Source organism: Pseudophaeobacter arcticus DSM 23566, from assembly GCF_000473205.1.
GTDB lineage: Bacteria > Pseudomonadota > Alphaproteobacteria > Rhodobacterales > Rhodobacteraceae > Pseudophaeobacter > Pseudophaeobacter arcticus.
The window spans coordinates 3479457-3503967 of sequence record NZ_KI421507.1; the positions used below are offsets into that span (position 1 = coordinate 3479457).

At 60.0% G+C, this 24511-nt stretch carries 22 protein-coding genes and 1 pseudogene; 15 read left to right on the top strand and 8 right to left on the bottom strand.

Annotated elements, in window-relative coordinates:
• Window positions 1–7: 7 nt before the first annotated feature.
• The 3 genes from ARCT_RS0121295 to ARCT_RS0121305 all read right to left on the bottom strand — a co-directional run bounded on the left by ARCT_RS0121295 (window position 8) and on the right by ARCT_RS0121305 (window position 2962).
• Entirely contained in the window at window positions 8–499 is a 492-nt protein-coding gene (locus ARCT_RS0121295) for a TRAP transporter small permease subunit (RefSeq protein ID WP_027241884.1), read from the bottom strand.
• 94 nt (window positions 500–593) lie between these two features.
• Window positions 594–1631, bottom strand: coding sequence for a TRAP transporter substrate-binding protein DctP (gene dctP, locus ARCT_RS0121300; protein WP_027241885.1), 1038 nt, complete (start codon window positions 1629–1631; stop codon window positions 594–596).
• Window positions 1632–1657: 26 nt separating this feature from the next.
• Window positions 1658–2962, bottom strand: coding sequence for a hydroxymethylglutaryl-CoA reductase, degradative (locus ARCT_RS0121305; RefSeq protein WP_027241886.1), 1305 nt, complete (start codon window positions 2960–2962; stop codon window positions 1658–1660).
• A 115-nt stretch (window positions 2963–3077) separates the two neighbouring features.
• Here ARCT_RS0121305 and ARCT_RS0121310 point away from each other — a divergent pair, with 115 nt between their 5' ends.
• Window positions 3078–4418, top strand: a complete 1341-nt coding sequence (locus ARCT_RS0121310; RefSeq protein ID WP_036785278.1) for an aminotransferase-like domain-containing protein — start codon at window positions 3078–3080, stop codon at window positions 4416–4418.
• Between the two features lie 289 nt (window positions 4419–4707).
• Here ARCT_RS0121310 and ARCT_RS0121315 read toward each other — a convergent pair whose 3' ends face one another.
• The gene (locus tag ARCT_RS0121315; protein WP_161631344.1) at window positions 4708–5280 is read right to left on the bottom strand and encodes a TetR/AcrR family transcriptional regulator; all 573 of its coding nucleotides are present in this window, start codon (window positions 5278–5280) and stop codon (window positions 4708–4710) included.
• 108 nt (window positions 5281–5388) lie between these two features.
• Here ARCT_RS0121315 and ARCT_RS0121320 point away from each other — a divergent pair, with 108 nt between their 5' ends.
• On the top strand, window positions 5389–6585 hold the full coding sequence (locus tag ARCT_RS0121320; protein WP_027241889.1) for an acetyl-CoA C-acyltransferase: 1197 nt from the start codon (window positions 5389–5391) through the stop codon (window positions 6583–6585).
• A complete protein-coding gene (locus ARCT_RS0121325; RefSeq protein ID WP_084300922.1) occupies window positions 6582–7100 on the top strand; it encodes a PaaI family thioesterase in 519 nt (172 codons plus the stop codon). Before ARCT_RS0121320 ends, ARCT_RS0121325 begins: the two co-directional genes overlap by 4 nt.
• A gap of 23 nt (window positions 7101–7123) precedes the next feature.
• Here the strand turns inward: ARCT_RS0121325 and ARCT_RS0121330 are convergent, their stop codons facing one another.
• The 3 genes from ARCT_RS0121330 to ARCT_RS26700 form a co-directional block, all read right to left on the bottom strand.
• The gene (locus tag ARCT_RS0121330; RefSeq protein ID WP_169731209.1) at window positions 7124–7756 is read right to left on the bottom strand and encodes an efflux RND transporter permease subunit; all 633 of its coding nucleotides are present in this window, start codon (window positions 7754–7756) and stop codon (window positions 7124–7126) included.
• Window positions 7689–7892 carry an efflux RND transporter permease subunit gene (locus ARCT_RS28995; protein ID WP_154665415.1) on the bottom strand — a complete coding sequence of 68 codons (204 nt, stop codon included), beginning with the start codon at window positions 7890–7892 and terminating at the stop codon, window positions 7689–7691. Before ARCT_RS28995 ends, ARCT_RS0121330 begins: the two co-directional genes overlap by 68 nt.
• 123 nt (window positions 7893–8015) lie before the next feature.
• The gene (locus ARCT_RS26700; RefSeq protein WP_036785281.1) at window positions 8016–8285 is read right to left on the bottom strand and encodes a hypothetical protein; all 270 of its coding nucleotides are present in this window, start codon (window positions 8283–8285) and stop codon (window positions 8016–8018) included.
• Between the two features lie 32 nt (window positions 8286–8317).
• Between ARCT_RS26700 and ARCT_RS26705 the strand changes: the two genes are divergently transcribed.
• From ARCT_RS26705 to ARCT_RS27280, 3 genes are all read left to right on the top strand, one after another.
• Entirely contained in the window at window positions 8318–9022 is a 705-nt protein-coding gene (locus ARCT_RS26705; RefSeq protein ID WP_205855541.1) for a TetR/AcrR family transcriptional regulator, read from the top strand.
• The gene (locus ARCT_RS0121345) at window positions 9022–10071 is read left to right on the top strand and encodes a DUF418 domain-containing protein (protein WP_027241892.1); all 1050 of its coding nucleotides are present in this window, start codon (window positions 9022–9024) and stop codon (window positions 10069–10071) included. The genes ARCT_RS26705 and ARCT_RS0121345 overlap by 1 nt, the downstream gene beginning before the upstream one ends.
• A gap of 123 nt (window positions 10072–10194) precedes the next feature.
• Complete coding sequence (locus ARCT_RS27280; protein WP_051360945.1) at window positions 10195–11478, top strand: adenylate/guanylate cyclase domain-containing protein; 1284 nt, start codon at window positions 10195–10197, stop codon at window positions 11476–11478.
• A gap of 53 nt (window positions 11479–11531) precedes the next feature.
• On the opposite strand, the pseudogene ARCT_RS28705 reads toward ARCT_RS27280, so the two are convergent.
• A pseudogene (locus ARCT_RS28705) lies at window positions 11532–11921 on the bottom strand (hypothetical protein); the annotation flags it as partial.
• A gap of 318 nt (window positions 11922–12239) precedes the next feature.
• On the opposite strand from ARCT_RS28705, the gene ARCT_RS0121365 reads away from it, so the two are divergent.
• The 9 genes from ARCT_RS0121365 (at window position 12240) to ARCT_RS0121405 (ending at window position 24456) form a co-directional block, all read left to right on the top strand.
• Window positions 12240–13592, top strand: a complete 1353-nt coding sequence (locus ARCT_RS0121365) for a sigma-54-dependent transcriptional regulator (RefSeq protein ID WP_027241895.1) — start codon at window positions 12240–12242, stop codon at window positions 13590–13592.
• A gap of 3 nt (window positions 13593–13595) precedes the next feature.
• On the top strand, window positions 13596–15659 hold the full coding sequence (locus tag ARCT_RS26715) for a sensor histidine kinase (protein WP_084300924.1): 2064 nt from the start codon (window positions 13596–13598) through the stop codon (window positions 15657–15659).
• A 125-nt stretch (window positions 15660–15784) separates the two neighbouring features.
• Window positions 15785–17506 (top strand): OFA family MFS transporter, encoded by a 1722-nt coding sequence (locus ARCT_RS0121375; RefSeq protein WP_027241896.1) that lies wholly within the window; start codon window positions 15785–15787, stop codon window positions 17504–17506.
• A 92-nt stretch (window positions 17507–17598) separates the two neighbouring features.
• Window positions 17599–18486 carry a LysR family transcriptional regulator gene (locus ARCT_RS0121380; RefSeq protein WP_027241897.1) on the top strand — a complete coding sequence of 296 codons (888 nt, stop codon included), beginning with the start codon at window positions 17599–17601 and terminating at the stop codon, window positions 18484–18486.
• 89 nt (window positions 18487–18575) lie between these two features.
• Window positions 18576–19052 carry a formate dehydrogenase subunit gamma gene (locus tag ARCT_RS0121385; protein ID WP_051361135.1) on the top strand — a complete coding sequence of 159 codons (477 nt, stop codon included), beginning with the start codon at window positions 18576–18578 and terminating at the stop codon, window positions 19050–19052.
• Window positions 19049–20557 carry an NADH-ubiquinone oxidoreductase-F iron-sulfur binding region domain-containing protein gene (locus ARCT_RS0121390; protein WP_027241899.1) on the top strand — a complete coding sequence of 503 codons (1509 nt, stop codon included), beginning with the start codon at window positions 19049–19051 and terminating at the stop codon, window positions 20555–20557. The genes ARCT_RS0121385 and ARCT_RS0121390 overlap by 4 nt, the downstream gene beginning before the upstream one ends.
• Window positions 20554–23448, top strand: coding sequence for a formate dehydrogenase subunit alpha (fdhF, locus tag ARCT_RS0121395; RefSeq protein ID WP_027241900.1), 2895 nt, complete (start codon window positions 20554–20556; stop codon window positions 23446–23448). Before ARCT_RS0121390 ends, fdhF begins: the two co-directional genes overlap by 4 nt.
• A complete protein-coding gene (gene fdhD / locus ARCT_RS0121400; RefSeq protein WP_027241901.1) occupies window positions 23445–24263 on the top strand; it encodes a formate dehydrogenase accessory sulfurtransferase FdhD in 819 nt (272 codons plus the stop codon). Before fdhF ends, fdhD begins: the two co-directional genes overlap by 4 nt.
• Window positions 24253–24456 carry a formate dehydrogenase subunit delta gene (locus ARCT_RS0121405; RefSeq protein WP_027241902.1) on the top strand — a complete coding sequence of 68 codons (204 nt, stop codon included), beginning with the start codon at window positions 24253–24255 and terminating at the stop codon, window positions 24454–24456. Before fdhD ends, ARCT_RS0121405 begins: the two co-directional genes overlap by 11 nt.
• The last annotated feature ends 55 nt before the right edge of the window (window positions 24457–24511 follow it).

Consider the following 24511-nt stretch of genomic DNA (forward strand, 5'->3'; position numbering starts at 1 on the left):
CTTTCCATCACACGGCCTCCGGCTCAAACAACACGCCAATTGCCTCGGCAAGGGCCTGAAGCATCAACAGCAATGCACTGAGCGGCAAAAAGGCTTTGGCCGGCCAAATGATTGGATTCCACGCGGAGTAGCTGGTCTCCCCATAGCTGAAAGACTGCATCACCAAAGGGACACTAAACCACAACAGGATGGCGCCAAAGACTGCGGACAAAAACAGACCAACCAGTTTTAGCCCCACAGCGAGACGCCCCGTCGCTTTGGCCGAGACGACATCAACCGCAACATGTCCGCCGAGGTGGAGTAAATATGGTCCTCCCAAAAGGAAGAAAGGACCAAAAATCAAGGTCGCCAATTCCGGTGCCCATGAGGTGGGCGACGACAACACATAGCGCGAAAGCACTTCCCACAGCATCAGCAAGACGATGGCGTAGATCAGCCATTTCGCAAACGCGAACAAACCTCGGTTGAGCGCGGTGATGCGCCGGGACAGTGTTATCATAAGAAGCTCCGCGAATGCGGCACCATCCCGCGCGCGCCTATCCCAGGATGATTGGCGCGGGATGATGCAGTTTTAGGTGCAAAATGGGTTAGATCTAGAGCAGGCGCAATTCCTGCATCAGCGCGATCTGAGACTCCATCATACGGGTAGAAACCTCGTCCGAGGCGGCCTTTTTCCAAGCCACCACAGCCTTGGCCCGCGCTTGAGCGACATCTTCAGGATCAAAATCAATGATCTCAACACCTGCATCTTGGAATTTCTTAATGTATTCGCCATTCGCAACGAGAATATTCTGACGCAGGGTCCCGGAAATTTCCCGAGCCGCCACCGCGAGAGCGGCTTTTTGTTGCGCGTCCAAGGTTTCAAATGCGCGCGTATTTGCGACATAAGATGTTGCAGTGGTCGGCTGATGCACGCCCGGCAAGATGAGGTATTTTGCAACCTCGTGGAGGCCCTCTTCATAGTTGGCTTTGATGTCGCCGCGATCCGCGATGTCGATCAAACCTTTGTCCAAAGCCGAATAGACTTCGGAGGTGGGAAGCGGTGAAACAGACACTCCAAAATCCGCCATCACAGCAGAGGCAAGCCCGACAAAACGCCCCTTCAGACCATTGAGATCGGCAATTGCCCGCACGGGCACACGCGAATGGATCGGTTCTTGGCCATACACCGTTGGCGCAACATAAGTAAGCCCAGCAGGTGCATAGCTTTCACGCGCCAATTCAAGCCCGCCACGTTCATAGAACCACGCCTCGTATTGGTCCGCCTCGGGAAAGCCGAACGGAACAGTCGAAGAAAACCCATGCGCCGGGATTTTACCAGCGGTATAGCCATCAAACGTTTTCATCATTTCAAACGCGCCGCCACGAACAGCATCAAAGGCCTGTGCGGATGGAACGATTTGCCCACCCGCAAAAGGCGTAATTTCAAGCGAACCGCCGGTCAGTTCGGCCACGCGGGCGCAAAATTTTTCCTCATAAATCATGGGCGTCGTACCGCCGCCCCAAAGCGCCTGCATCCGCCATTTGGTCACCCCCTGCGCACGAGCTGTTGTGCCCGAGGCAAGAATTGCAGGTGCAGCAAGAGCCGCCGCGCTGAAACGCAAAAGATTACGCCGTGTAGCGTTTGTCATAGGTTTTCCTCCCTGAAGTTTTGAAATTAGATGCCCTCCAGCATCTGTTTGGCGCAGGCGACAGTAACATCCCCCGCCTCGACGATGGCTTTGGCCACTCGGTCGACATCACTCCTCTGAGCGCCTGCGGTAATGGCGATATTGCGGGCGTGCAAAGTCATATGGCCTCGCTGAATGCCCTCGGTCGCAAGCGCACGAAGCGCGGCCATGTTTTGCGCCAAACCAACGGCCACGGTCACTTCAGCAAGCTCTTGTGCGCTGGTGACCCCCATCAGTTTGAGCGCAGCCTGTGCGGCCGGATGGGTGCGGGTTGCTCCACCAACAATCCCCATCGCCATCGGCAACTCAAGTGTGCCGACCAGCGCCCCATCCCTGGAGAGTTCCCAGCGACTGAGTGACGTGTAATGGCCGTTGCGGGCCGCATAGGCATGGGCGCCGGCTTCGATCGCGCGCCAGTCGTTACCGGTGGCAACGACAACGGGGTCAATGCCATTCATAATGCCTTTGTTGTGGGTTGCGGCGCGATAGGGATCAATGATCGCCAGTTCGCAGGCCTCGACGATGCCCCGTGCAACCTGTGCCCCGCTCAGTGTTTTTGTCGTCAGGGCATCCGTTGGAATACGCACATTTGCGGTCACCATACGTTTGTCGGCCAAGTTGGACAAAATGCGCAAGCGCACCGTTCCGCCTGTGATTTCTTCGACCCGTGGCGCCAGCATTTCCGCCATGGTGTTGACCGTGTTGGCCCCCATCGCATCGCGTACATCCACCAAGAGATGCATGACCACCATCGGACCGATGGCCGAACTGGGGAAGACATGAACCTCGATATCTTTGCAGCCCCCGCCAAGCCCCGTCAGCACGGTGTCTTTCGAATTGGCTTTTTCAATCAACGCGTTCCGGTGTGCCAGCAAGGCCGCCCGCGCCCCGAACGGATCATCCAGACCAATAACCTGAACCTGCGCCCGCATGATTGGCGTGGTGGAACTCACCTTAAACCCGCCACCCGTCCGCGCAATTTTGGCCATATAGGACGCGGCAGCAACGACAGAAGGCTCCTCAACCACCATAGGAACCAGATAGTCCTTGCCGTTCACGACAAAATTTGTAGCCACCCCAAGTGGCAGCTCAAACGTGCCGATGACGTTCTCGATCATCCCGTTTGCCACCGCTATCGGAAGTGCATTGTCGTCTGAAAGCGCGGCTTTGGGGAGGGCATCAAGCCCCGCAGCGAGTGCAATGGCATCGCGTCGTTCAGCAGGCTCCATATCCCGCATGCCCTCAATCCGTGAATTCACAACAGACGGGGTGGTCGTCGCGCTAACAGTCATGGTGTCTCCTCCTGATCTCCGTCGGGAAGATTGTAAATTTGAGCGACGTTGTATTGGTACAGTTTGGACAATTTTTTCTGGACTGTACCCATTGGAACGTGGACACACTGCGCAGATGACACAGACAAAGACAGATCGCATCTACAGAACCCTGCACGACAGGATTAAGTCGGGGGAACTCGCTGAAGAGACAAAACTGATGTCGCTTCGCCGTGCGGCTGAGCAGTACGGCGCATCAAAAAATATTATGGTCGCCGTTTACGACCAGCTGGTGGCCAACGGCCTTGTGTACGCGCGCCAGGGTGCAGGCTTTTTCGTCGCCCATGGCGTGGCAACGACAGCGGAACCCGCCAATCTGCGTGAGGCGCGCGACAGCGTATCCTTGCTCCATGCTCAGCTGGATCGCCCCTACAAAGTGCTCGTTGGGGATGGCCGCCCCCCGGAAAGCTGGCTGTTGAGCTCAGCCCCCTCTGTCACACTTGCATCGGGCGAAGGCGGATATGGCGCACCGCACGGATTGCTTGCTCTGCGCGAATACATTGCGGCCTCTCATGGCGCTGCGGGCATCCATGTCCAGCCCGATCAAATTGTGACAACCTTTGGCGCGAACCATGCGCTTGATCTCGTGATCCGCCGCTTTTGCCGCTCTGGTGAAACAGTGTTGGTCGATGATCCGGGGTATTACCCCCTTTTTGCCAAGCTAAAACTGGCGGGCGTGAATGTCATTGGTGTTCCGCGCGGACCACTAGGCCCCGACTGCGCCGCCCTTCAGGTCGCGGCTGATCGCTATCAACCCCGCCTATTCTTCACCCAATCTCTTGCACAAAACCCGACAGGTTGTTCGATTGACCTATCGACCGCCCAAACCGTTTTACAAATTGCGGACCGTCACAACATACTTATCATTGACGACGACCCTTTCATAGATTTGCCTGGCGTATCCGGGACACGTCTTGCCTCATTGGATCTCTTTCACAGGGTTATTCAGATCGGCACCTTTGCCAAACTTCTCACGCCAACTTTGCGCTCCGGCTACATCATTGCCGATCCCGAAATTTCTCACAGCCTCGCTGAGCTCAAGATGATTTTAACCGTCAACAGTTCAATTCACACCGAACGCCTGATCGCAGACATCATGCGTACACGGCGGTATGAAAAGCAATGCGCCCGTCTTGCAAAGAAGTTGAAGCAGGAGCGCGAAATCGGGATCGAGCAACTGACAAAAATCGGGTTTGGGATTGCGCCCGAACAGGCCGAGGGGCTTTACGGATGGCTTCCACTACCTGAGGGTGCATCAGACATAGATGTTGCTCAAAAAGCTGCAGAGATCGGGGTATTCCTTGCTCCGGGGGCTCTTTTCAGAATTGATGGAAATACCGATAGCCCAGCACTTAGGCTCAATTGGAGCCGTGTAAATGACAGTCGCTTTTATTCTTTCTTGCGCTTGACGTTGTGATCGTCGTTTCTCGCCGATCATTAGAAAAGCACGCGAGTCCCAATACCTTCTATCGTGCTATCGTGTCTACGGATAGATTTTGGCGATCTTATGGATGTTCGGGCCTGTCATGGGAAGCAGCCAAAGCGCAAACACACCTGTGGCCGGGAGAAAATCCGGTTATGGACCGCAGGCATGTGTTTGCGATGCGGCGGCGATTGCCGATGCACCAACACCTAATCTGGACCACTCCGGTGGGGCGGACCAATGTTGGTTCATTTCACGCGTCAAAAACCAGCCGTATTTCTGCCTAGTCCGGCGACTTGTTGGCGGCCACTATGCGGTCGGCCAGAGTGCTATCAGCGACTGCCCGTGCAAGTATCAATGCGCCAACCAGCCGACTGAGATGCCTGATTGCAGCGTCCTCTCTCTCCCCCTCTCCGGCGCCATCACTGGTGCCGCCCGTTTCAGCTGCACCCGACAATAGCGACAGGGTGCGCCGAATGCTCTGATCAAAGGCTTTTTGGACGTCTTCCTCGTGGCGGGGTGCCTCAGTGGCCAAGGTTGCGTAGGTGCATCCAAGCCCCCGATGCGACAGGTGCGGCTCTGACAGGTACCAATCGGTGATAGCTTGCAAAGGGTCACCCTCGGCCTGTTCCAGCACCTTCTGCCAATGGGCTTCGTTTTCGCCCAGCCCATGGGCCGTTGCCTCGGCGATCAAAGCCTCCTTGCTGGCAAACTGCTTGTAAAAGGCACCGTTGGTCAGCCCGGATGCCTTCATCAGCGCAGCAATACCGGTGCCATCATAACCATCCTTGCGAAACATCTCGCTGGCGGTCTGCACCACCCGTTCCCGGTTTTTCGCGGCTTCTGTACGGTTCATGCGCATGTGGGTCTCCTGACAAGATCTCCCGAGATTATAGTCATAATCTTTTTGTTGACAATAAAGATTATGGTCGTAATCCTAAATGCAATTCAACAGGAGGGGCGCATGTCAGCCACAGTATCGGACCACATCATTGTCGCGGCGGCGCGGCGTACACCGCTGGGCAGTTTCATGGGCGCATTTGGCGGCCTGCCCGCCACCGAACTGGGGGCAACAGCGATCCGTGCTGCGCTGGCGGATGCGGGCATTGGCGGCGATCAGGTCTCGGAGGTTCTGATGGGCTGCGTGTTGTCGGCGGGCCTGGGGCAGGCACCGGCCCGTCAGGCGGCGCGCGGCGCGGGATTGCCCGATGCCACCGGTGCCACCACCGTGAACAAGGTCTGCGGATCGGGGATGAAGGCAATCATGCTGGGCCATGACCTGCTCCGCGCCGGCAGCGCCCGGATCGTCATGACAGGCGGGATGGAAGCCATGTCCTCGGCCCCATTTGTGCTGCCCAACATGCGCGCCGGGCATAAGGTCGGCTCGGCCCAGGTCATCGACCACATGATGAACGACGGGTTGGAGGACGCCTATGACAGAGGCCGCCCGATGGGCCAGTTCGGCGAGGCCGCAGCTGAACGCTATGGGTTCACCCGCGAGGCGCAGGATGCCTATGCCACCGAAACCCTGGACCGGGCCCGTACCGCCGTTGAATCCGGCGCCTTTGATTCCGAATGCACCCCCGTCACCCTGCAAACCCGCAAGGGCACGCGGACTGTCGAACGCGACGAACGGCCCCTGCAGATCGACCCGCAAAAGATCCCATCCCTGCGCAGCGCTTTTGGCGAGAGGGGCACCATCACGGCGGCCAGCGCCTCGGCCAATGCGGATGGTGCAGCGGCGCTGGTGCTGACCACAGCCGCCATTGCGGCAGAACAAGACATGCCGGTGATGGGGCGCATCCTGGGCCATGCCTCCCATGCGCAGGACCCAGCCTGGTTCACCACAGCGCCGATCCCGGCGATCCGCAAGCTGCTGACGCAGGTGGGATGGAGTGTGGATCAGGTCGATCTTTTCGAAATCAACGAAGCCTTTGCGGTTGTCGCCATGGCCGCCGCACAGGAAATCGGTATTGCGCGCGACCGTCTCAACGTGAACGGCGGCGCTTGCGCCTTGGGTCATCCGATCGGCGCCACCGGGGCACGCATCGTGGTGACGCTGTTACATGCGCTGCGGGCGCGTGGGCTACAGCGCGGCATTGCCTGCCTGTGCATTGGTGGCGGCGAAGCCACCGCCATCGCCGTGGAGATTGTGCAATGACCCTTCGCTCCGACACCGACATCGCCGCCGCCCCGGTTCCGATGCCCGAATTGCAGTTTGGACTGGCCGACCCCGCTGTTGCCGCAACGATGACAGGGTTGGAGCAGATGCAGGCCATCGTTGCAGGGCGCCTGCCCGCCCCCCCCATCGTCGAAACCACGTCGCAATGGATCCACGAATTGGCACCCGGCCGGATCACCTTTCTGGGGGATCCGCATCCGCGTTTTCTCAACCCGATGGGGCTGATCCACGGTGGCTGGTCGATGACATTGCTCGACTCGGCCCTCGGCTGCGCGGTGCAAAGCACATTGGAGCGCGGTGAAACCTATGTGTCGCTGGGCACCGAGGTCAAATTCATCCGTCCGGTACTGGCACAAACCGGGCAGGTCCGCTGCATTGCCGAAGTCCATAGCCGCGGCCGCAGCACCGCAACCGCAGCAGGCCGGATCGAGGATGCCACCGGCCGACTTCTCGCTACCGGCACCACCACCTGCTACATCCGAGCGATGGGCTGACCGCCATGAAGCTCATTGCTCTGCTATTGTGCCCCTTCGGGTTTGCCACCGGGGCCTTTGTCTTTTCCGGTGTGCTTGAACCGATGGCCGCGGCGCTGGGGATCTCGGTCGCGGCCACCGCAACGCTGCAATCCGGTTTCGCCATCGCCTGCGCGATATCGGGACCGTTTCTGGCGCATTGGTGCCGCACTCTGCCCGCTAAACCCGTTCTGATCAGCGTAATGATTGCACTGACGCTGCTGAACGCGGCCTCGGCTCTGGCGCCCGATTTCAACAGCCTGTTTGTCCTGTGACTGCTGGCCGGGGGCATTACTGCCGTCGCGGATCTCCAACAGCGATATGTCGCGATAATCACCGCCGAAATAGGCCAGATCGTCAGCGCGCAATACGATGTCGCCGCCTTCGGTCTTTAGCGTTCCGGCTTGAAACCGGAGCGAGGCTTGCTGGATGATCTCGACGATCCGCTTGATCGTCAGGTCATGTCGTTCGAGCAGATAGGGTTCGATTTCAATGCGGATTTCGGGTTTCCGTTGTCCCCAGACCCGAAGCTGCGAAATCTCCGGCCGCGCCATCAGTTCTTCCTGGAACCTACGGGCAACGCGTTGCAGGGGTTCCGGGTCGGTCTGGCCGTGCACCTGAAGATAAAGGGCCGGCACTCGACGATGACCAGATACTCTTGACGCCATCCACCCCCTCAAGCGCGCGTTCCAGCGGTTGAGGGATCTGTTCGTCTACCTGCGACGTGTGTGCACCGGTATATGTTGCCTGGATGATGACGGTGTCCGGCGGCACTTTGGGAAAACCTCAATCCGGATCGAATTCAGGCTGAATGCCCCTGCCACCAGGATCATGACCATCAACAGGTTGGCGGCGACGGGGTTGCGGATGAACCAGCCAGTCAGAGCATGCATTGGATCAGTTCTCCGCGGTTTGGGGCGCGACTTCGGTTCCTGGCAGGAATGACGCCAACGGTGTCTTCACGATGCGCCAAGCGGTCACGTCGTGGTCGGGTGAGCGTGCGATGACATCGGCCTCGTTGCGCAGGACCACCTCCGCGCGGAACCAGAGCAGGTTCGAGAGACCCATCCAATGAGCGCCGTCGGCGATCACGGCCCAAATCGTCGGGACCTTGTAGAACCCGATCAGGCCCAGAAAACCGAGAAACCAGTATTTTTGCATTTTCATTTGGGACACCCTATGTCATTTTACACATACAGATGAACGAACGTTCGTTCATTATTCTAGATACTGCCTTGCAATCAGGAGTCAAGAAGGTGGACAAAAATGATAGCGCCCCGAAACTTGCGCAAGAGAAGCTTCGGGCACGGCGGCTCATGATCGTTACCGCAGCGGTGCATTGCTTTATCGAAAAGGGCTACCACCAGTCAGGTGTGCGGGACATCGCGGCAAAGGCGGGGGTGAGCCTTGGAAATCTCTACAACCACTTCAAAAGCAAGGATGAAATCCTCTACGAGATCACCAAAATCGAAGCAGAAGAACTGGATGAATTTCGTGAAATTCTGTCTCATGCTGAGGATCCGCAAACGTCATTCGAAAACTTCGTCTGGGCTTATCTCGATTATGCGGCACGACCGGAGAATGCGCTGATGGCACTGGAAATTTTGTCTGTTGCGGTTCGCAACCCACCCATCGCCAGCGGTTTTACGCGCAATCGGGCTGCGCTGATCGCGAGCCTGGTGGATGTCCTGCAAGCTGGGTCGGAAACCGGTGCCTTTGTCCAACACCAGAACGCGGCTGAAACGGCAAAGCTGGTCCTTGACCTGATCGAAGGGTTGGCTGTGCGCTCCGTCATGAGTGAAGCGTCGCCAAGCAAGGATGCAAGAGACGCGGTGTGGGGGATTCTCAAACGGTCGATTCTCGCTGCTGACCCGGCAAAATCACAGGTTCGGGAGCGTATGTGATGGCATCTCAAAGGTTGGAAGGGCTTGATCTCGCCCGCTACTTGGCCTTCGTCGGCATGGTTATCGTCAACTTCAAGATTGCGATGGGTGTCGAAGACGGGACCGGTGTTCTGATGACAATCGCCACCTTGCTGGAAGGTCGTGCGGCCGCAACATTCGTCGTGCTTGCGGGCATTGGTTTAGGTCTTGCCGCTCAGCGCAGCGCATATGATCAGACCGCTCTCGTCATACTAAAACGAGCCGCTTTTCTGTTGGTCATCGGATTGCTGAACGCTGTCATTTTTGATGCGGATATCCTGCATTATTACGCCTTCTATTTCCTGTTCGGCGTGCTGTTCCTTCGTGCATCAAACGGATGGCTGATCGTAGCGATCGTCGCCATCAACGCGGCGTTTGTCGTGATGGTTTTCGCCTTGGACTACGACGCCGGATGGAACTGGGACGACTACACCTATTCGGACTTCTGGACGCCCGCAGGCTTTGTGCGTAACCTGTTCTTCAATGGCTGGCACCCGGTCATTCCCTGGCTCAGCTTCCTGCTGATCGGTCAGTTTTTGAGCAAGTTGCAACTAGGCATCCGCCGCACACAAATCTGGCTGATCAGCGCGGGCATCAGCGCATTTGCGCTGGCCGAGGTCTCGGCATTATATCTTGCCAGGTTCCTTCGCTGGGTTCCGGAGCTATCGGAACTGGCCGATCTGTCGACGACGGCCCCCATCCCGCCCATGCCGCTCTACATTTTTGCCGGGGCGGGCGTTGCCTTGGCGGTCATAGGGATATGCCTGCTGGTATCGGACGTTCTGGATCGCATTGGGATTCTTGGCGTCGTCACCGCTGCGGGCCGTCAAACCCTGACCCTTTACATTGCCCATATCCTTGTCGGCATGGGAACGCTGGAGGTCCTTGGCATGTTGGGTGAGCAGAGTATTGGTTCAGCCTTTTTTGCATCACTGGCATTCTGCGCCCTGGCAACGGTGTACGCATTTCTGTGGTCCCTCATCTTCAAGCGCGGGCCAATCGAAGCGTTGATGCGGAAGGTGGCGGGTTGATCATGGCGAGGCTTCAAGCTCAAATTCACACAGAGATGAACGGTAGCATGTTGACGTGCTGGGCGATCTTTGGAAGTGCCAAAAGGGCTCATCCGCGATGGGCATCATGCAGGCTTTAACAGAATGAGAGCATCAGAGCGCATAAGTGCCGCAACAGAACGGCTTTTTGCAGTTGGTCACGACACCAATGACTCTCTCCGCAGTCGGCGTGCGAAATCCGTTTTTGCTGCCGTTTTGCTTGTTTTCGTGATCTTTACGATCGTCGAAGCGGTCGAACCGGATCGCTCAATCATCGTGAGGTGTGTTGACGGTGTCTCCGTGCTCGCGTGCCTTTTCGGCATTGCAGCCCTTTACCTGACACGGAGCCTTCCGATCGCCTTTGCGATTGTCATGGGATCGGGCGTTTTGGTTCAGGCAGCCTACTACGCCATTAATGGCAATAGGGATGGAGACTTCTATGTCTTCTTGTTGATCCCGGCAGCAGCGATTTCGCTGCTTGGCCCCTCGAAATCAGTGTATTATCTGATCATCGTACTGACTGCCGCTTCAGCTATCCTTATGGTGGATCCATTTCTTCCGGGGCTTCAGAGCAGTTGGAACGAAACCCCAACAAACCCGAAGGGCTGGCTTTTTCATTCCCCAGACAAGTTTAGGCTTCGACAACACGAAGCTGAATCCTTCTTCGCGATCACAATTCTTGTCTATGCTTTGCTCTACTCAAGCGCGGTAGCCCTTCGAGAAGCGAACGCAAGAACCGAAGCCTTATTGCTGAATGTGTTGCCCCGATCAATTGCGTCACGACTGATGGACGATGACAATACCAAACTGGACCGATCCATTGCTGACAGATTTGACGACGTGACCGTTCTCTTTGCGGACCTCGTCGGATTTACAGATCTCTCGCGACGCATAGGTTCGGATGAGTTGGTCCGGGTACTGAACAGACTGTTCAGTGAGTTCGACAGAATTGCCTCCCGGCACGATGTCGAAAAGATCAAGACCATTGGCGATGCCTACATGGCGGCCTGCGGATTGCCGGAACCCAATACCAATCACGCGGAAAACATTGCCAAGGCCGCATTTGAGATGCTGCAGGCTGTACATTCCTTCAATGAAGACAGTGGGTATCGCCTGGAATTGCGGATTGGCATCAATACAGGTGAAGTTGTGGCCGGTGTGATTGGGGAACAAAGACTTTTGTACGACCTCTGGGGTGAAGCTGTGAATATTGCGAGCCGCATGGAAAGCACCAGCAAGCCGGGCATCATACAGACCACGGAGGCAACGATGGTCTTGTTGAGGAACCAGTTTGAGTTCGCATCATTGGGCGAAATTGATGTCAAGGGCCAGGGCCGCATTGCTACTTGGCAGTTGGTCGGGAGAAAGACCGGAAGTGAACCTGCCTGATAAGGCATCCGTTGGATCTCGCCCACCTCAAGGCGACACTCGAAGCCATCGCTTCAGGTCACCCTGTTAGCCGGCTCGGAGCAGCCGACGATATCCTTGCGCAAATCCCCTTGCCAGCGGTCGGGATACCTGAGCCCGGCCATCCAGTGCAGACCCATCATCCGGTTCAAGGATGGCGGCCGGCCGATCCAGCCGAAGGGGGCGGTGGGCGACAGGTAGACCCGCCCGGCCTGCACCGCGTCGATGCCCTGCCACAGCGAGTCGAGCCGGGCAAAGGTGTCGACGGTCTTGCCATCGCTGCGTGGGTTTTGCCGGGTCAGATCACGGCGGCTTTGATCGAACCAGTAGAGCACCTCAATGGTCTGGTAGGCCTCCAGACCGTCAAGCGCGTCGTGCCAGGTCGGATCGAGTTCGATCCGGCATTCCGGCCCGTCAATTCGCCCCTGTCGTGGACAGCGGGCGCGGGTGGATCAAGGCGTGCGGATCCGGCCAATAAAGCGCACCACAGCGTCTGACGCCGGCGCGAGTTGGACAATTTGTTCGTACTCGCGCAGATCCATTCGCTTCCCCTCCAGGGTTTGGGAATTTATGCAGTAAAACGGCAAGGCCAAATCGTGCAGTGTCTCGCAGCCGGCGTCAGAATATGCTGACAAAATCATAAAAACATAGCCTTGAACTTTTTTGGACTTGCAGCAAGAGATGTGGCAAGTGGGAACAGTGCATGATTTTGCGTAATTTCACCACTCGAGTGGGGGGCGACATTGACTGACACATCCCATGTGGGGCCCGACCCCCTGAGCAATGCACGCATCCTTATCGTCGATGACGAGCACGGCATGCGGCACTTCCTCGTTAATACGCTGCACCCGTTGTGCCGTGGTGTGGACAGTGCTGAGAATGCGCAGGCCGCCGAGAGGCTGCTGAAATCCCGCCAATATGATGTGATGGTTCTGGACAATATCATGCCGGGGCAGAAGGGGCTTGACTGGCTGGGGCAGCAGAGGGCCAAGGGTGGATTTACCGATACGATCTTGATTACCGCCTATGCCGACTTGCAGACCGCGATTGACGCAATGCGAGCCGGGGCTTCGGATTTCCTCGTCAAACCGTTCCGGTCTAACCAGATCCTTAATGCGCTGCGCAAATGCCTCGAAATGGCTCAGCTTCGGCGAGAAAATGCGCTCTTGCGGCGTGAGCTGGATACGGTTGCCAGCGGCAATCGCCGCAAGGAACTGATCGGTGCATCGCCGGAGATCGGCGAGGTCCGCGCCCTTTTGGAACGTGTCGCGCCCCTGTCCACCCCGGTTCTGATCACCGGGCCGTCGGGGTCGGGCAAGGAGGTGGCCGCGCGTCACCTGCACGGCCATTCCGGGCGCGGTTCCGCGCCTTTCGTGCCGATCCAGTGCGGAGCTATCCCGGCGGACATGATCGAATACGAACTGTTCGGTCATGGCCCGGGCACTTTCCCCGGCGCGCAGCCCGCATGCGAAGGATTGTTGGCGCAGGCCTCGGGCGGTACGGTTTTCCTCGACGATGTCAGCGAGCTGACGGCCAGCGCCCAGACTGCACTGCTGCGCGTCATCGAAGATGGGGTGATCCGCCCCATCGGGACCGGACGTGATGTGCAACTTGACCTGCGGTTCGTGATCGCCACAAGCAAGCCGCTGCAACAGGCCGTCGCGGAGGGCCACTTTCGCGAAGACCTGCTGTTTCGGATCAACGTGATCGAGGTGGCCATGCCGCCGCTGAAGGAGCGCGGGATAGATGTGCTGGACCTCGCGGAGCTGTTCCAGACGGAAATCTCGGCCGCGCTGAACCTGCCCGGCGTCGAGATGTCCTCGACCGTGCGACAGGCCATGCTGCGCCACGATTGGCCTGGCAATATCCGCGAGTTGCACAATTTCGTGGAACGCGCACTTATCTTTGGCCGCTTCCCTTTGGAAACCTTGGGACCTGTGGTCGCGCCCGGCGACATCGCTACGCTGGAGGACATGGAAAAGCGCGAAATATTGCACGCCCTCGAAGCGTTGGATGGCAACCGGTCCGAAGCGGCTCGGCGTCTAGGCGTCTCACGTAAGACCATCGATCGCAAATGTGCGGCCTGGGGAGTATAGCCGATGCTACGCCTGCCCAAGGCCCTGCGCTCTGTCCGAGTGCGGCTACTAGTGATCGCGGTACTGCCGATGTTGGTTCTTTTACCTATCCTGCTGGGAAGCTCCGTCTTGCGCTGGTCAAGCAAGGTCGACGCCATTCTGCTCAATAAGGTTACCGGCGATCTCACTATCGCGGACCAATATCTTGGCCGTTTGATCGAGACATCTGGCGAACGGGTCGATGCGGTCGCGCGCTCTGTCGATCTGCTGCGCGCGCTCGAAGGAGACGATGCCACTGCGTATCTTGAACGCCAACGGGAGCGGCTGGGGTTGGATTTCCTGCGGGTCGTGCATTCCTCCGATTGGCCGGTTGTGCAAGCGGCCCTGAGCGGTGAGTGGCACAGCGCGATCGACGTGTTCGATGCCCAGACGCTTCGAGCTATGTCGCCGGACATGTCCACACGAGCCGAGATTCCGCTGGTTCCGACGCGCGGGGCGGTGCCCACCGACCGCACCGTCGAAACCCGAGGCATGGTCATCCATTCCGCCGCGCCATTGATCCTGCCCGACGGGGCACCAGCGGCGCTGGTAGGCGGCATGCTGCTAAACCACAATCTAGACTTCATCGATACGATCAATGCCTTGGTCTACCGCTCCGAAAGCCTGCCAGAAGGAAGCCAGGGCACAGCCACGCTGTTCCTCGACGATGTCCGGATCTCAACCAATGTACGTCTGTTTGAAAACGTGCGTGCGCTTGGGACCCGCGTCTCTGCCGAGGTGCGAGCGGAGGTTCTGGGCGAGGAACAGATCTGGCTCGACCGCGCTTTTGTCGTGAACGATTGGTACATCTCGGCTTACGAGCCGATCCTCGACAGCTTTGGTGCGCCGGTGGGGATGCTCTATGTCGGTTTTCTCGAAACGCCATTCAGCATGGCCAAGCGGAATTCCATCATCACGCTGGCCGTGGCGTTCGTCCTGATCGCGCTGGCCTCGGTGCCAGTGTTCCTGAGGTGGGCAGGGCGCATTTTTCGACCGCTCGAAAGCATGACGCGCACCATCGATCGCGTCGAAAACGGCGATCTTGGTGCGCGCAACGCGCTGGTCGAGACTGACGGCGAAATCGCGCAGGTCGCACGGCATTTCGATGGGCTTCTGGATCGGCTGGAACAGCGCGACCGCGAATTGCGCGACTGGGGCGAGACGCTGGAACATCGCGTCGCCGAGCGAACTCAGGAACTGCAAGAGGCCCACTGGCAGCTGGAAGAGACAACCGAGCGGCTGATCCTGTCTGAAAAGCTGGCCGCGGTAGGGGAAATCACCGCCTCGGTGGCGCATGAGATCAACAACCCGGTGGCTGTGATCCAGGGCAACCTTGACCTTGCGCGCAGCAACCTTGGCGCGGCGGGCGCCCCAGCGGCAGAGGAGTTTCGCCTGATCGACGACCAAGTCTATCGCATCGGGGTGATCGTCTCCAAACTGCTTCATTTCGCCCGACCAGAGGACTATTCAGGCGTCGATCAAAGCGTGGACCCAGGCGAGGTGGTGCGCGATTGTCTTGTCCTGACCCGGCACCAGGTCGAGGCCTCGGGCATTCGGAGTAGCTTGGAGACGGGTAGTCGGTCGTTGGTGCGAATCTCGCGAACCGAATTGCAGCAGGTGGTCGTGAACCTGATCCTCAACGCGGTCCATGCCATGCCCGGTGGCGGTACGCTGCGGGTGCTTACTGAAGAGGACGGGCCGGAGGTGGTTCTCACCGTTCAGGACACCGGCTCGGGGATCGAACCCGACACTCTGGCCCGGATCTTCGACCCTTTCTTCACCACCAAGCATACGCAAGGCACCGGGCTGGGCCTGTCGATCAGCCGCCAGATTGTGAGTCGCGCCGGGGGAACCATCACGGCCCATTCCACCCCCGGAGAGGGCAGTCGCCTCATCGTCAGGCTTCCGATAGAAGAAAATGCATTGATGCGCGATCCGGACATAATGTCGCAAGATCACCTGAAGCAAGCACCGGCTCTTGGACAGAATGGGGCGAAATGGGCGCCTCCGGATCAGGATGAAGGGACAGAATGGCTTTCAGCTCATTGATATACTTATGAAAATTTCTTGACCGCGCAACCGGTAGACAGCTTTTTCTGGTTTTGCATGCCATTGCATGCCCCCACGCGCGCCGAGAGGACGGCGCGCCGGGGACATCAAAGGGAGGAAAAACCATGAGCAACGCCTCGCAGGGTGCGTTGGGCTTTTTGCACAAGAGCCACATCGTCGCCGAACCCGGATACAACCGCTGGCGCGTGCCGCCGGCATCCATCGCCATCCACCTGTGCATCGGATCAGTCTATGCCTGGTCGGTGTTCAACCCGCCGCTGACTCGAGAACTGGGCGTCGTAGCCTCCAGTGCCGATGACTGGAGCCTCAGCTCGGTCGTGTGGATCTTTTCTGTGGCCATCGTGTTTCTAGGCCTCGCCGCAGCTTTTGCGGGCAAGTGGCTTGAAGAGGTCGGACCACGCATGGTCGGCGTCGTCGCAGCGTTCCTCTGGGGCGGCGGTTTCATTATTGGCTCGCTGGGCATTTCCAGCCACCATTTGTGGCTGGTCTATCTGGGCTACGGGGTGCTGGGCGGCTGTGGTTTGGGGCTGGGCTATGTCTCGCCCGTGTCGACGCTGATCCGCTGGTTCCCGGACCGGCGCGGGATGGCGACGGGCATGGCCATCATGGGCTTCGGTGGCGGCGCAATGATAGCGGCTCCGGTCAAGGGCTGGCTGCTGGGTCTCTTTGCCAAGGCGCCGGATTTCTTGGGGGCACAGGACGCCGTGGCAACAGTGGTCGAAAACGGCCGCGTCTTCGCGGAAACCGCCGCCGGCAAGGTCGAGGTCGTGATCGCATCCGCCGCACAGGCTGCCAGCGTTGGCGGCGAAGCGGGCGTCTACGTGGTCGGAACCGGCGCAACAGGCGCCGCGCAGACCTTCATGACGCTGGGTTTCGTCTACTTCGTCGTGATGATCCTGGCTGCCTTCCAGTACCGCGTCCCTGCGAAGGATTGGAAACCGGCTGGCTGGACTCCCAAACCTGTGGCGTCGGGCATGGTCAGCGATAACAACGTTCATATCGACCAAGCGTTGAAGACGCCGCAATTCTGGCAGCTTTGGGTCATGCTCTGCTTCAACGTGACCGCCGGCATCGGCGTCATCGGGGTCGCCAAGACGATGATGTCGGAAATCTTTGGCTCGGTCATGCCGCTGGTGGTCACCGCCGGTTTTGCCTCAACCTACGTCCTGATGATCTCGGTCTTCAACATGGTCGGCCGGTTCTTCTGGGCATCGACCTCGGATTATATCGGGCGCAAGGCGACCTACATGTGCTTCTTTGTGCTAGGCACGATCCTGTACCTGTCGATCCCCTATTTCGCCTCGGCCGTGGCGACCAATCCAGCGATGATCTACCTGATCGGCTTCTACGCCGCGACGATGATCATCTTCTCGATGTATGGCGGCGGGTTCGCAACAATCCCGGCTTATCTGGCCGACATGTTCGGAACCATGCATGTGGGCGGCATCCACGGGCGGCTTCTGACGGCCTGGTCAACTGCCGGCGTGCTGGGCCCGCTCGCGATCACCTCGCTGCGGCAGATGTCTGTGACATCGGCCATCAACGACTTGGCAGGCAAGGTGGACGCGGCGTCCTTCGCCGAGAAGTTCGGTGCCCCGATCACTCAGCTTCAGGAACTGGTTGCGGCAAAGACCGTCACCATCGCCAAGCTGATGGAGATCGCCCCCGAGGGCACGATCGACCCGACACCCTCGCTCTACAATACAACCATGTATTGCATGGCGGCGCTGCTGATCGTGGCGTTCTTTGCCAACCTGCTGATGAAGCCGGTCAAGGAACACCACCACCACGACGAACCGGAGCTCCAGGCTGTTCCGGGCGAATGACGCGTTTGAGGGGGCACCTGTCGTGGGTGCCCCTTTACACCATGTTTTGAATATCTGATTGAATTCAAAAATTATGATCGGGATTATCTATCGTGCTCGATAAGCTGGAAATGTTCATAGCCCTCGCAAAGGAATGCCATTTTGGACGCGCCGCCGAGCGATTGAACATAGCGCAACCGACACTGTCGGCTGGTATCAAGCAACTGGAAGCGCAGTTGGGTGTGCAATTGGTTCATCGAGGCTCGCGCTTTGGCGGGCTGACGCCGGAGGGACAGACGGCGCTCACTTGGGCCAAGCGGATTGTCGATGATACGCGGCAGTTACGCGACGAGATGCGCATCAGTCGGCAGGGCCTGACCGGAGAGGTGCGGCTGGCGGTGATCCCGACCGCGCAAACCTGGGCCGGACAACTCTGTACCGCCTTTGCCGAGCGCCATCCCAACGTGCGCTTTACCATCCTGTCGCGCAACTCACGCGAGATCCTGCAGATGCTGGATGATTTCGAGGCCGATGCCGGGATATCCTACCTTGAGAACGAACCGCTTGGCCGGGTCGAAACAGCCGAACTTTATGACGAAAGCTATATCCTGGTCTGTGCCCGCAACTCTCCATATGCGAACAAGCCAAACGTGGCCTGGTCCGATCTGAGCGGGCAGAAGCTGGCCCTGTTAACGCCGGATATGCAGAACAGACGCATCATCAACCAGCTTTTTGCCGACAGCGGCGTGACACCTGCGACTTGCATCGAGTCAAACTCGATCATCGCATTGGTCGCCAGCGTCGCATCGGGACACTGTATGACCGTTCTGCCCAAGGATATCGCCAGCTTCGTGTCAGGGGGCAAGGACCTTGCGCTAGTGCCGCTTGATGGCGCGTGGCGGCAGCAGAAGGTAGGCTTGATTCTGCCGCATCGCGACCCGCGCACACCAGTGCTGGCGGCGCTTCTGGCCGAGGCGCGGCGCCTGTCGGCCCCTGCTTGATCCAAAACCCCTATCGACCCACGGAACGCCGTTATTGATCCGCACCTCGGTTCGCGGCCAAAGCTGGCGGAAACTGGAGGATGACAGCCATGGCCCACCGCGCCACCGCCATCGACGTCGAAGCGACCGCCCGGATCGTCGACGCCCACAGCGCCCTCGAAGGGCCGCTCTTGCCGATGCTGCATGCCATGCAGGAGACCTTTGGATATGTCCCTGCGCAGGCGCATGGCCCGATCTGCGAGGCGCTGAACATCACCCGTGCCGAGTTGCACGGGGTTATCACGTTCTACCACGACTTCCGCGAAAAGCCCGCCGGGCAACACGTGTTGAAGATTTGCCGCGCCGAGGCGTGCCAGTCGGTTGGTGGCGCGGCGATGGCAGAGGATCTGCTGGCAAAGCTGGGACTGGATTGGCACGGCACCACCGCAAATGGCGCAGTGACGATCGAGCCGGTTTATTGCCTTGGTCTGTGCGCCTGCGCGCCTGCCGCGATGGTCGATGATCGGGTCGTCGGCCGCGTCGATGCGGCGAAACTGGACAAGATGCTGGCGGAGGCAGGCGCATGAAAATTTACGTTCCCATGGACAGCGCCGCCAAGGCGCTGGGGGCCGAGGACGTGGTTGCCGCCCTGCGCGCCGCCGCACCCGAGGCCGAGATCATCCGCACCGGCACCCGCGGCATGATCTGGCTGGAGCCGCTGGTCGAGATCGAGATTGACGGGCTCCGCCACGGTTTTGGCCCGGCAGAGCCCGGTGACGTGGCCGCGATCCTTGACGGCAGCAGCGCCAAGGCGCTTGGTCCGGTCGAGGCGCTGGACTGGATGCAGCGCCAGACCCGGCAGACCTTTGCCCGTGTTGGCATCGTCGATCCGCTGTCGCTGGCCGATTACGAGGCGCATGGTGGTCTGGTTGGCCTCAAGCGCGCGCTGGGCATGTCGGGGCAGGAGATCGTCGAGGAGGTCAAGACCTCCGGCCTGCGCGGGCGGGGCGGGGCGGGGTTTCCGACCGGCATCAAGTGGCAGACGGTGCATGACGCCGAAGCGGCGCAGAAATATATCGTCTGCAATGCCGACGAGGGCGACAGCGGCACCTTTGCCGACCGGATGCTGATGGAGGGCGACCCCTTCACCCTGATTGAGGGCATGATCATCGCGGGCCTCGGCGTGGGCGCAACCAAGGGCTATGTCTATCTGCGCTCGGAATATCCCGACGCCATCGCCGTGATGTCCCGCGCGGTGGAGATCGCCCGTACCAAGGGCCTGTTGGGCGGCGATGTGCTGGGCTCTGGCCGGGCCTTTGACATGGAGATCCGCAAGGGCGCGGGCGCTTATGTCTGCGGCGAGGAAACCTCGCTCCTCAACAGTCTTGAAGGCAAGCGCGGCGTGGTGCGGGCCAAGCCGCCATTGCCCGCGCTGGAGGGCTTTCTTGGCCGTCCGACCGTGGTGAACAACGTGATCTCGCTGGCCACCGTGCCGGTGATTTTCGAGAAAGGCGCGCAGGCCTATGCTGATTTCGGCCTTGGCCGGTCGCGCGGGACGGTGACGCTGCAAATCGCGGGCAATGTCGCCCGTGGGGGGCTTTTTGAGACCGCCTTTGGCATCACGCTGGGCGAGGTGGTCAACGATCTGGGCGGCGGCAGCGCCTCCGGCCATCCTGTCAAGGCGGTGCAGGTCGGCGGGCCGCTGGGCGCCTATATGCCGGTTTCCAAGTTCGACACGCCCCTGGGCTATGAGGAGTTCGATCAGGCGGGTGGTCTGATCGGCCACGCGGGGCTGACCGTCTTTGACGACAGCACCGATATGCTGGGCATGGCGCGGTTTGCGATGGAGTTCTGCGCCGTCGAGAGCTGTGGCAAATGCACGCCCTGCCGGATTGGCGCGGTGCGCGGGGTGGAGACCATCGACCGCATTGCCGAAGGCGATCCCACCGCATTGCCACTGCTGACGGACCTCTGCGAGACCATGAAAGACGGCTCGCTCTGTGCGCTGGGCGGGTTCACGCCCTTTCCGGTGATGTCCGCTGTTACCCATTTCCCCGATGATTTCGCCCGCCTGAAGGAGGCCGCAGAATGAAAGATTTCATCCTTCCAGACGACCGCGACATGGGCACCCCCGCCAAGCTGGGCAAGCCGGTCAGCCTGACCATCGACGGCTTCGAGGTCACCGTGCCCGAGGGTACATCGGTGATGCGCGCCGCCGCCGAGATCGGCATTTCCGTGCCCAAGCTCTGCGCCTCTGACAACCTGGAGGCCTTTGGCTCCTGCCGCCTCTGTTCGGTGGAGATCGAGGGGAGACGCGGCACGCCGGCCTCCTGCACCACGCCGGTTGCGCCGGGCATGGTGGTGGACACCAATTCCGCCAAGGTGCGCAAGATCCGCAAGGGGGTGATGGAGCTTTATATTTCCGATCACCCGCTGGATTGCCTGACCTGCGCCGCCAATGGCGATTGCGAGCTTCAGGACATGGCGGGCGCCGTGGGCCTGCGCGATGTGCGCTACAAGGCGCCGGAGAATGGCGGGCTCGCGAACCATTTCACGGCGCGCAACAGCAGCGGCGAGGCCAATCCCGAATGGCTGCCCAAGGACGATAGCAACCCCTATTTCAGCTATGATCCGTCCAAATGCATCGTCTGCAACCGCTGCGTTCGCGCCTGCGAAGAGGTGCAGGGCACCTTTGCGCTGACGATTTCGGGCCGGGGGTTCGACAGCCGGGTGTCGGCAGGCAACGCGGGGGATGATTTCCTGTCCTCCGATTGCGTGTCTTGCGGCGCCTGCGTGCAGGCCTGCCCGACGGCGACCTTGCAGGAAAAATCCATCATCGAGATGGGCACGCCGGATCGCGCCGTGGTCACCACCTGCGCCTATTGCGGCGTGGGCTGTTCCTTCAAGGCCGAGATGCAGGGCGACGATCTGGTGCGCATGGTGCCCTACAAGCACGGCAAGGCCAACCGGGGACATAGCTGCGTCAAGGGGCGCTTTGCCTATGGCTATGCCAATCACAAGGACCGCATCCTGAACCCGATGATCCGCGACACCATCGACGAGCCCTGGCGCGAAGTCAGCTGGGACGAGGCGCTGAGCTTTGCCGCCACCCGCCTGCGTGGTCTTCAGGAGAAACATGGCAAGCAGAGCATCGGCGTCATTACCTCCAGCCGCTGCACCAACGAGGAAACCTTTCTGGTGCAAAAGCTGACCCGCGCGGTCTTTGGCAACAACAACACCGACACCTGCGCGCGGGTGTGCCATTCGCCGACCGGCTATGGGCTGGGGCAGACCTTTGGCACCTCGGCTGGCACGCAGGATTTTGACTCGGTTGAACATACGGATGTGGTGATTGTCATCGGCGCCAACCCGACCGACGGCCATCCGGTCTTTGCCTCGCGGTTGAAAAAACGCCTGCGCGCCGGGGCCAGGCTGATCGTGATCGACCCGCGCCGCATTGATCTGGTGAAATCGGCCCATATTCAGGCCGCCCACCACCTTGCGCTGACACCGGGCACCAATGTCGCCGTCGTCACCGCGCTGGCGCATGTGATCGTGACCGAAGGGTTGATGGATGAGGATTTCATCCGCACCCGCTGCGATTGGGACGAGTTCCAGCTCTATGCGGAGTTCATCTCCGATCCGCGTCACAGCCCCGAAGCGACCCAGCTTTTGACCGGCGTTCCGGCAGAGGAACTGCGCGCGGCGGCCCGCACCTTTGCCCGGGAGGGCAATGGCGCGATCTATTACGGGCTTGGGGTGACCGAGCACAGCCAGGGCTCCACCACCGTGATGGGCATTGCCAACCTCGCCATGCTGACCGGCAACATCGGCCGCCCTGGCGTCGGTGTGAACCCGCTGCGCGGCCAGAACAACGTGCAGGGCTCTTGTGATATGGGCTCCTTCCCGCATGAGCTGCCGGGCTATCGCCATGTGAAACTGCCCGAGGTGCGCGCGATTTTTGAAAACGCCTGGGGGGTGGAGATCGACCCGGAACCCGGCCTGCGCATTCCCAACATGCTGGATGCGGCGGTGGAGGGCACCTTCAAGGGGCTCTATTGTCAGGGCGAGGATATCCTGCAATCGGACCCGGACACCAAACATGTGGCGGCGGGGCTTGCGGCGATGGAATGTGTCATCGTGCATGACCTTTTCCTCAACGAGACGGCCAATTACGCGCATGTCTTCCTGCCCGGTTCGACCTTTCTGGAAAAGGAGGGCACCTTCACCAATGCCGAGCGCCGCATCAACCGGGTGCGCGAGGTCATGGCCCCCAAGAACGGCTACGCCGACTGGGAGGTGACGCAGCTTCTGGCCAATGCGATGGGTGCGGGCTGGACCTACACCCACCCTAGCCAGATCATGGACGAGATCGCCGCGACCACGCCGAGTTTTTCCGGGGTGGACTATGCCCTGTTGGAAGAGAAAGGCAGCGTGCAATGGCCCTGCAACGAGGCGCATCCCGAGGGCACGCCCTTGATGCACGTCGACGAGTTCGTGCGCGGCAAGGGGCGGTTCATCGTGACGGAATATGTGGCCACGGATGAAAAGACCGGCCCGCGCTTCCCGCTGCTGCTCACCACCGGGCGGATCCTGTCGCAATACAATGTCGGCGCGCAGACCCGGCGCACGGACAACGTGGTTTGGCATGAGGCAGATGTTCTTGAGATTCACCCGCACGATGCCGAGAACCGCGGCCTGAACGATGGCGACTGGGTGCGATTGGCGTCCCGGTCAGGTGAGACGACGCTGAAGGCCAAGGTGACCGATCGGGTCAGCCCAGGCGTGGTCTACACCACCTTCCACCATCCCGACACGCAGGCCAACGTCATCACCACCGACTATTCCGACTGGGCCACCAACTGCCCGGAATACAAGGTGACGGCGGTGCAAGTTGCACCCTCGAACGGGCCCACGGACTGGCAGGAAGGCTACGCGGCACAGGCCGAACTGTCGCGCCGCATTCTGCCCGCGGCGGAATGACCATGCTTGCCCATGTCAGCACCCCGGGCCAAAGCCACCACGCCGAAGGCACGCGCGCCATCCATCGCGCGCTGCCCGAGGAGGTGCCCGTCGCGCTGGTTTTTAATGGCACGACGCAGGCGGTTATGATGGCGACACCCACCGATCTGGCGGATTTCGCCTGGGGCTTTGCCCTGACCGAAGGCATCGTCACCGATCCGGCGCAGATCAAGGATTTCGAGACCGTCGATCACGCGCAGGGCATCGAAGCGCGTTTCTGGCTGACCGAGGACCGCGCCCACGCGCTGGCCGCAAGGCGTCGTGCCATGGCCGGACCGGTGGGGTGCGGGCTGTGCGGGATCGACAGCCTTGAACAAGCGCTCCGCGCGGTGCCGCGGGTGCGGTCCGACCTGCGCCTGACGCCCGCAGACGTGGCCCGCGCGACGGATGCGCTGCGCGACCACCAGCGGCTGCACGACCTGACCCGCGCCACCCATGCGGCCGGGTTCCTTCTGCCCCATGCGGGCGTGACCTTGGCGCGCGAGGACGTGGGCCGCCACAACGCGCTGGACAAGCTGATCGGGGCTTTGCAACAGCACGGCCTCCCGCCCGGTAGCGGCGCCGCCGTGATAACCTCGCGGCTCTCGGTGGAACTGGTGCAAAAATGCGCCATGACCGGCATTCCCGTGTTGATCGCCGTCTCGGCCCCGACGGGGGCTGCAGTCCGACTAGCCAAAGAGGCCGGGATCACCCTTGCCGCCTTTGCCAGAGGTGGCGGCTTCGACCTGTATTCTCACCCCTATCGCATCACCAAAGAGGTCGAACATGTCGCCTGAAAAGATGGTCCGCATGGCGAACCAGATCGCCACCTTCTTCAAGACTCAGCCGAACGACGACGCGCCGGCCAAGGTTGCCGCGCATATCAAAGATTTTTGGGAACCTCGCATGCGCAGCCAACTGCGCTCCTACGCCGAAACCGGCGGGGCGGGTCTGGATGATATCGTCCTGAAGGCGATACCACTGGTCTGAGTGTCTCTATCAGGCGCTTTGCTCAGCGTAGCCACCAACTCAAGGACGCGCGTGT

What these genes read in the sequence shown, in the direction of transcription:
- ARCT_RS0121310 (WP_036785278.1), top strand. Translation starts at nt 3,078, where the DNA reads ATGACACAGACAAAGACAGATCGCATCTACAGAACCCTGCACGACAGG.
- ARCT_RS0121325 (WP_084300922.1), top strand. Translation starts at nt 6,582, where the DNA reads ATGACCCTTCGCTCCGACACCGACATCGCCGCCGCCCCGGTTCCGATG.
- ARCT_RS27280 (WP_051360945.1), top strand. Translation starts at nt 10,195, where the DNA reads ATGAGAGCATCAGAGCGCATAAGTGCCGCAACAGAACGGCTTTTTGCA.
- ARCT_RS0121385 (WP_051361135.1), top strand. Translation starts at nt 18,576, where the DNA reads ATGGCCCACCGCGCCACCGCCATCGACGTCGAAGCGACCGCCCGGATC.
- ARCT_RS0121405 (WP_027241902.1), top strand. Translation starts at nt 24,253, where the DNA reads ATGTCGCCTGAAAAGATGGTCCGCATGGCGAACCAGATCGCCACCTTC.
- ARCT_RS0121315 (WP_161631344.1), bottom strand. Translation starts at nt 5,280, where the DNA reads ATGAACCGTACAGAAGCCGCGAAAAACCGGGAACGGGTGGTGCAGACC.
- ARCT_RS26705 (WP_205855541.1), top strand. Translation starts at nt 8,318, where the DNA reads ATGAACGAACGTTCGTTCATTATTCTAGATACTGCCTTGCAATCAGGA.
- ARCT_RS26700 (WP_036785281.1), bottom strand. Translation starts at nt 8,285, where the DNA reads ATGAAAATGCAAAAATACTGGTTTCTCGGTTTTCTGGGCCTGATCGGG.
- ARCT_RS0121375 (WP_027241896.1), top strand. Translation starts at nt 15,785, where the DNA reads ATGAGCAACGCCTCGCAGGGTGCGTTGGGCTTTTTGCACAAGAGCCAC.
- ARCT_RS0121320 (WP_027241889.1), top strand. Translation starts at nt 5,389, where the DNA reads ATGTCAGCCACAGTATCGGACCACATCATTGTCGCGGCGGCGCGGCGT.
- ARCT_RS26715 (WP_084300924.1), top strand. Translation starts at nt 13,596, where the DNA reads ATGCTACGCCTGCCCAAGGCCCTGCGCTCTGTCCGAGTGCGGCTACTA.
- dctP (WP_027241885.1), bottom strand. Translation starts at nt 1,631, where the DNA reads ATGACAAACGCTACACGGCGTAATCTTTTGCGTTTCAGCGCGGCGGCT.
- fdhF (WP_027241900.1), top strand. Translation starts at nt 20,554, where the DNA reads ATGAAAGATTTCATCCTTCCAGACGACCGCGACATGGGCACCCCCGCC.
- ARCT_RS0121295 (WP_027241884.1), bottom strand. Translation starts at nt 499, where the DNA reads ATGATAACACTGTCCCGGCGCATCACCGCGCTCAACCGAGGTTTGTTC.
- ARCT_RS0121345 (WP_027241892.1), top strand. Translation starts at nt 9,022, where the DNA reads ATGGCATCTCAAAGGTTGGAAGGGCTTGATCTCGCCCGCTACTTGGCC.
- fdhD (WP_027241901.1), top strand. Translation starts at nt 23,445, where the DNA reads ATGACCATGCTTGCCCATGTCAGCACCCCGGGCCAAAGCCACCACGCC.
- ARCT_RS0121390 (WP_027241899.1), top strand. Translation starts at nt 19,049, where the DNA reads ATGAAAATTTACGTTCCCATGGACAGCGCCGCCAAGGCGCTGGGGGCC.
- ARCT_RS0121305 (WP_027241886.1), bottom strand. Translation starts at nt 2,962, where the DNA reads ATGACTGTTAGCGCGACGACCACCCCGTCTGTTGTGAATTCACGGATT.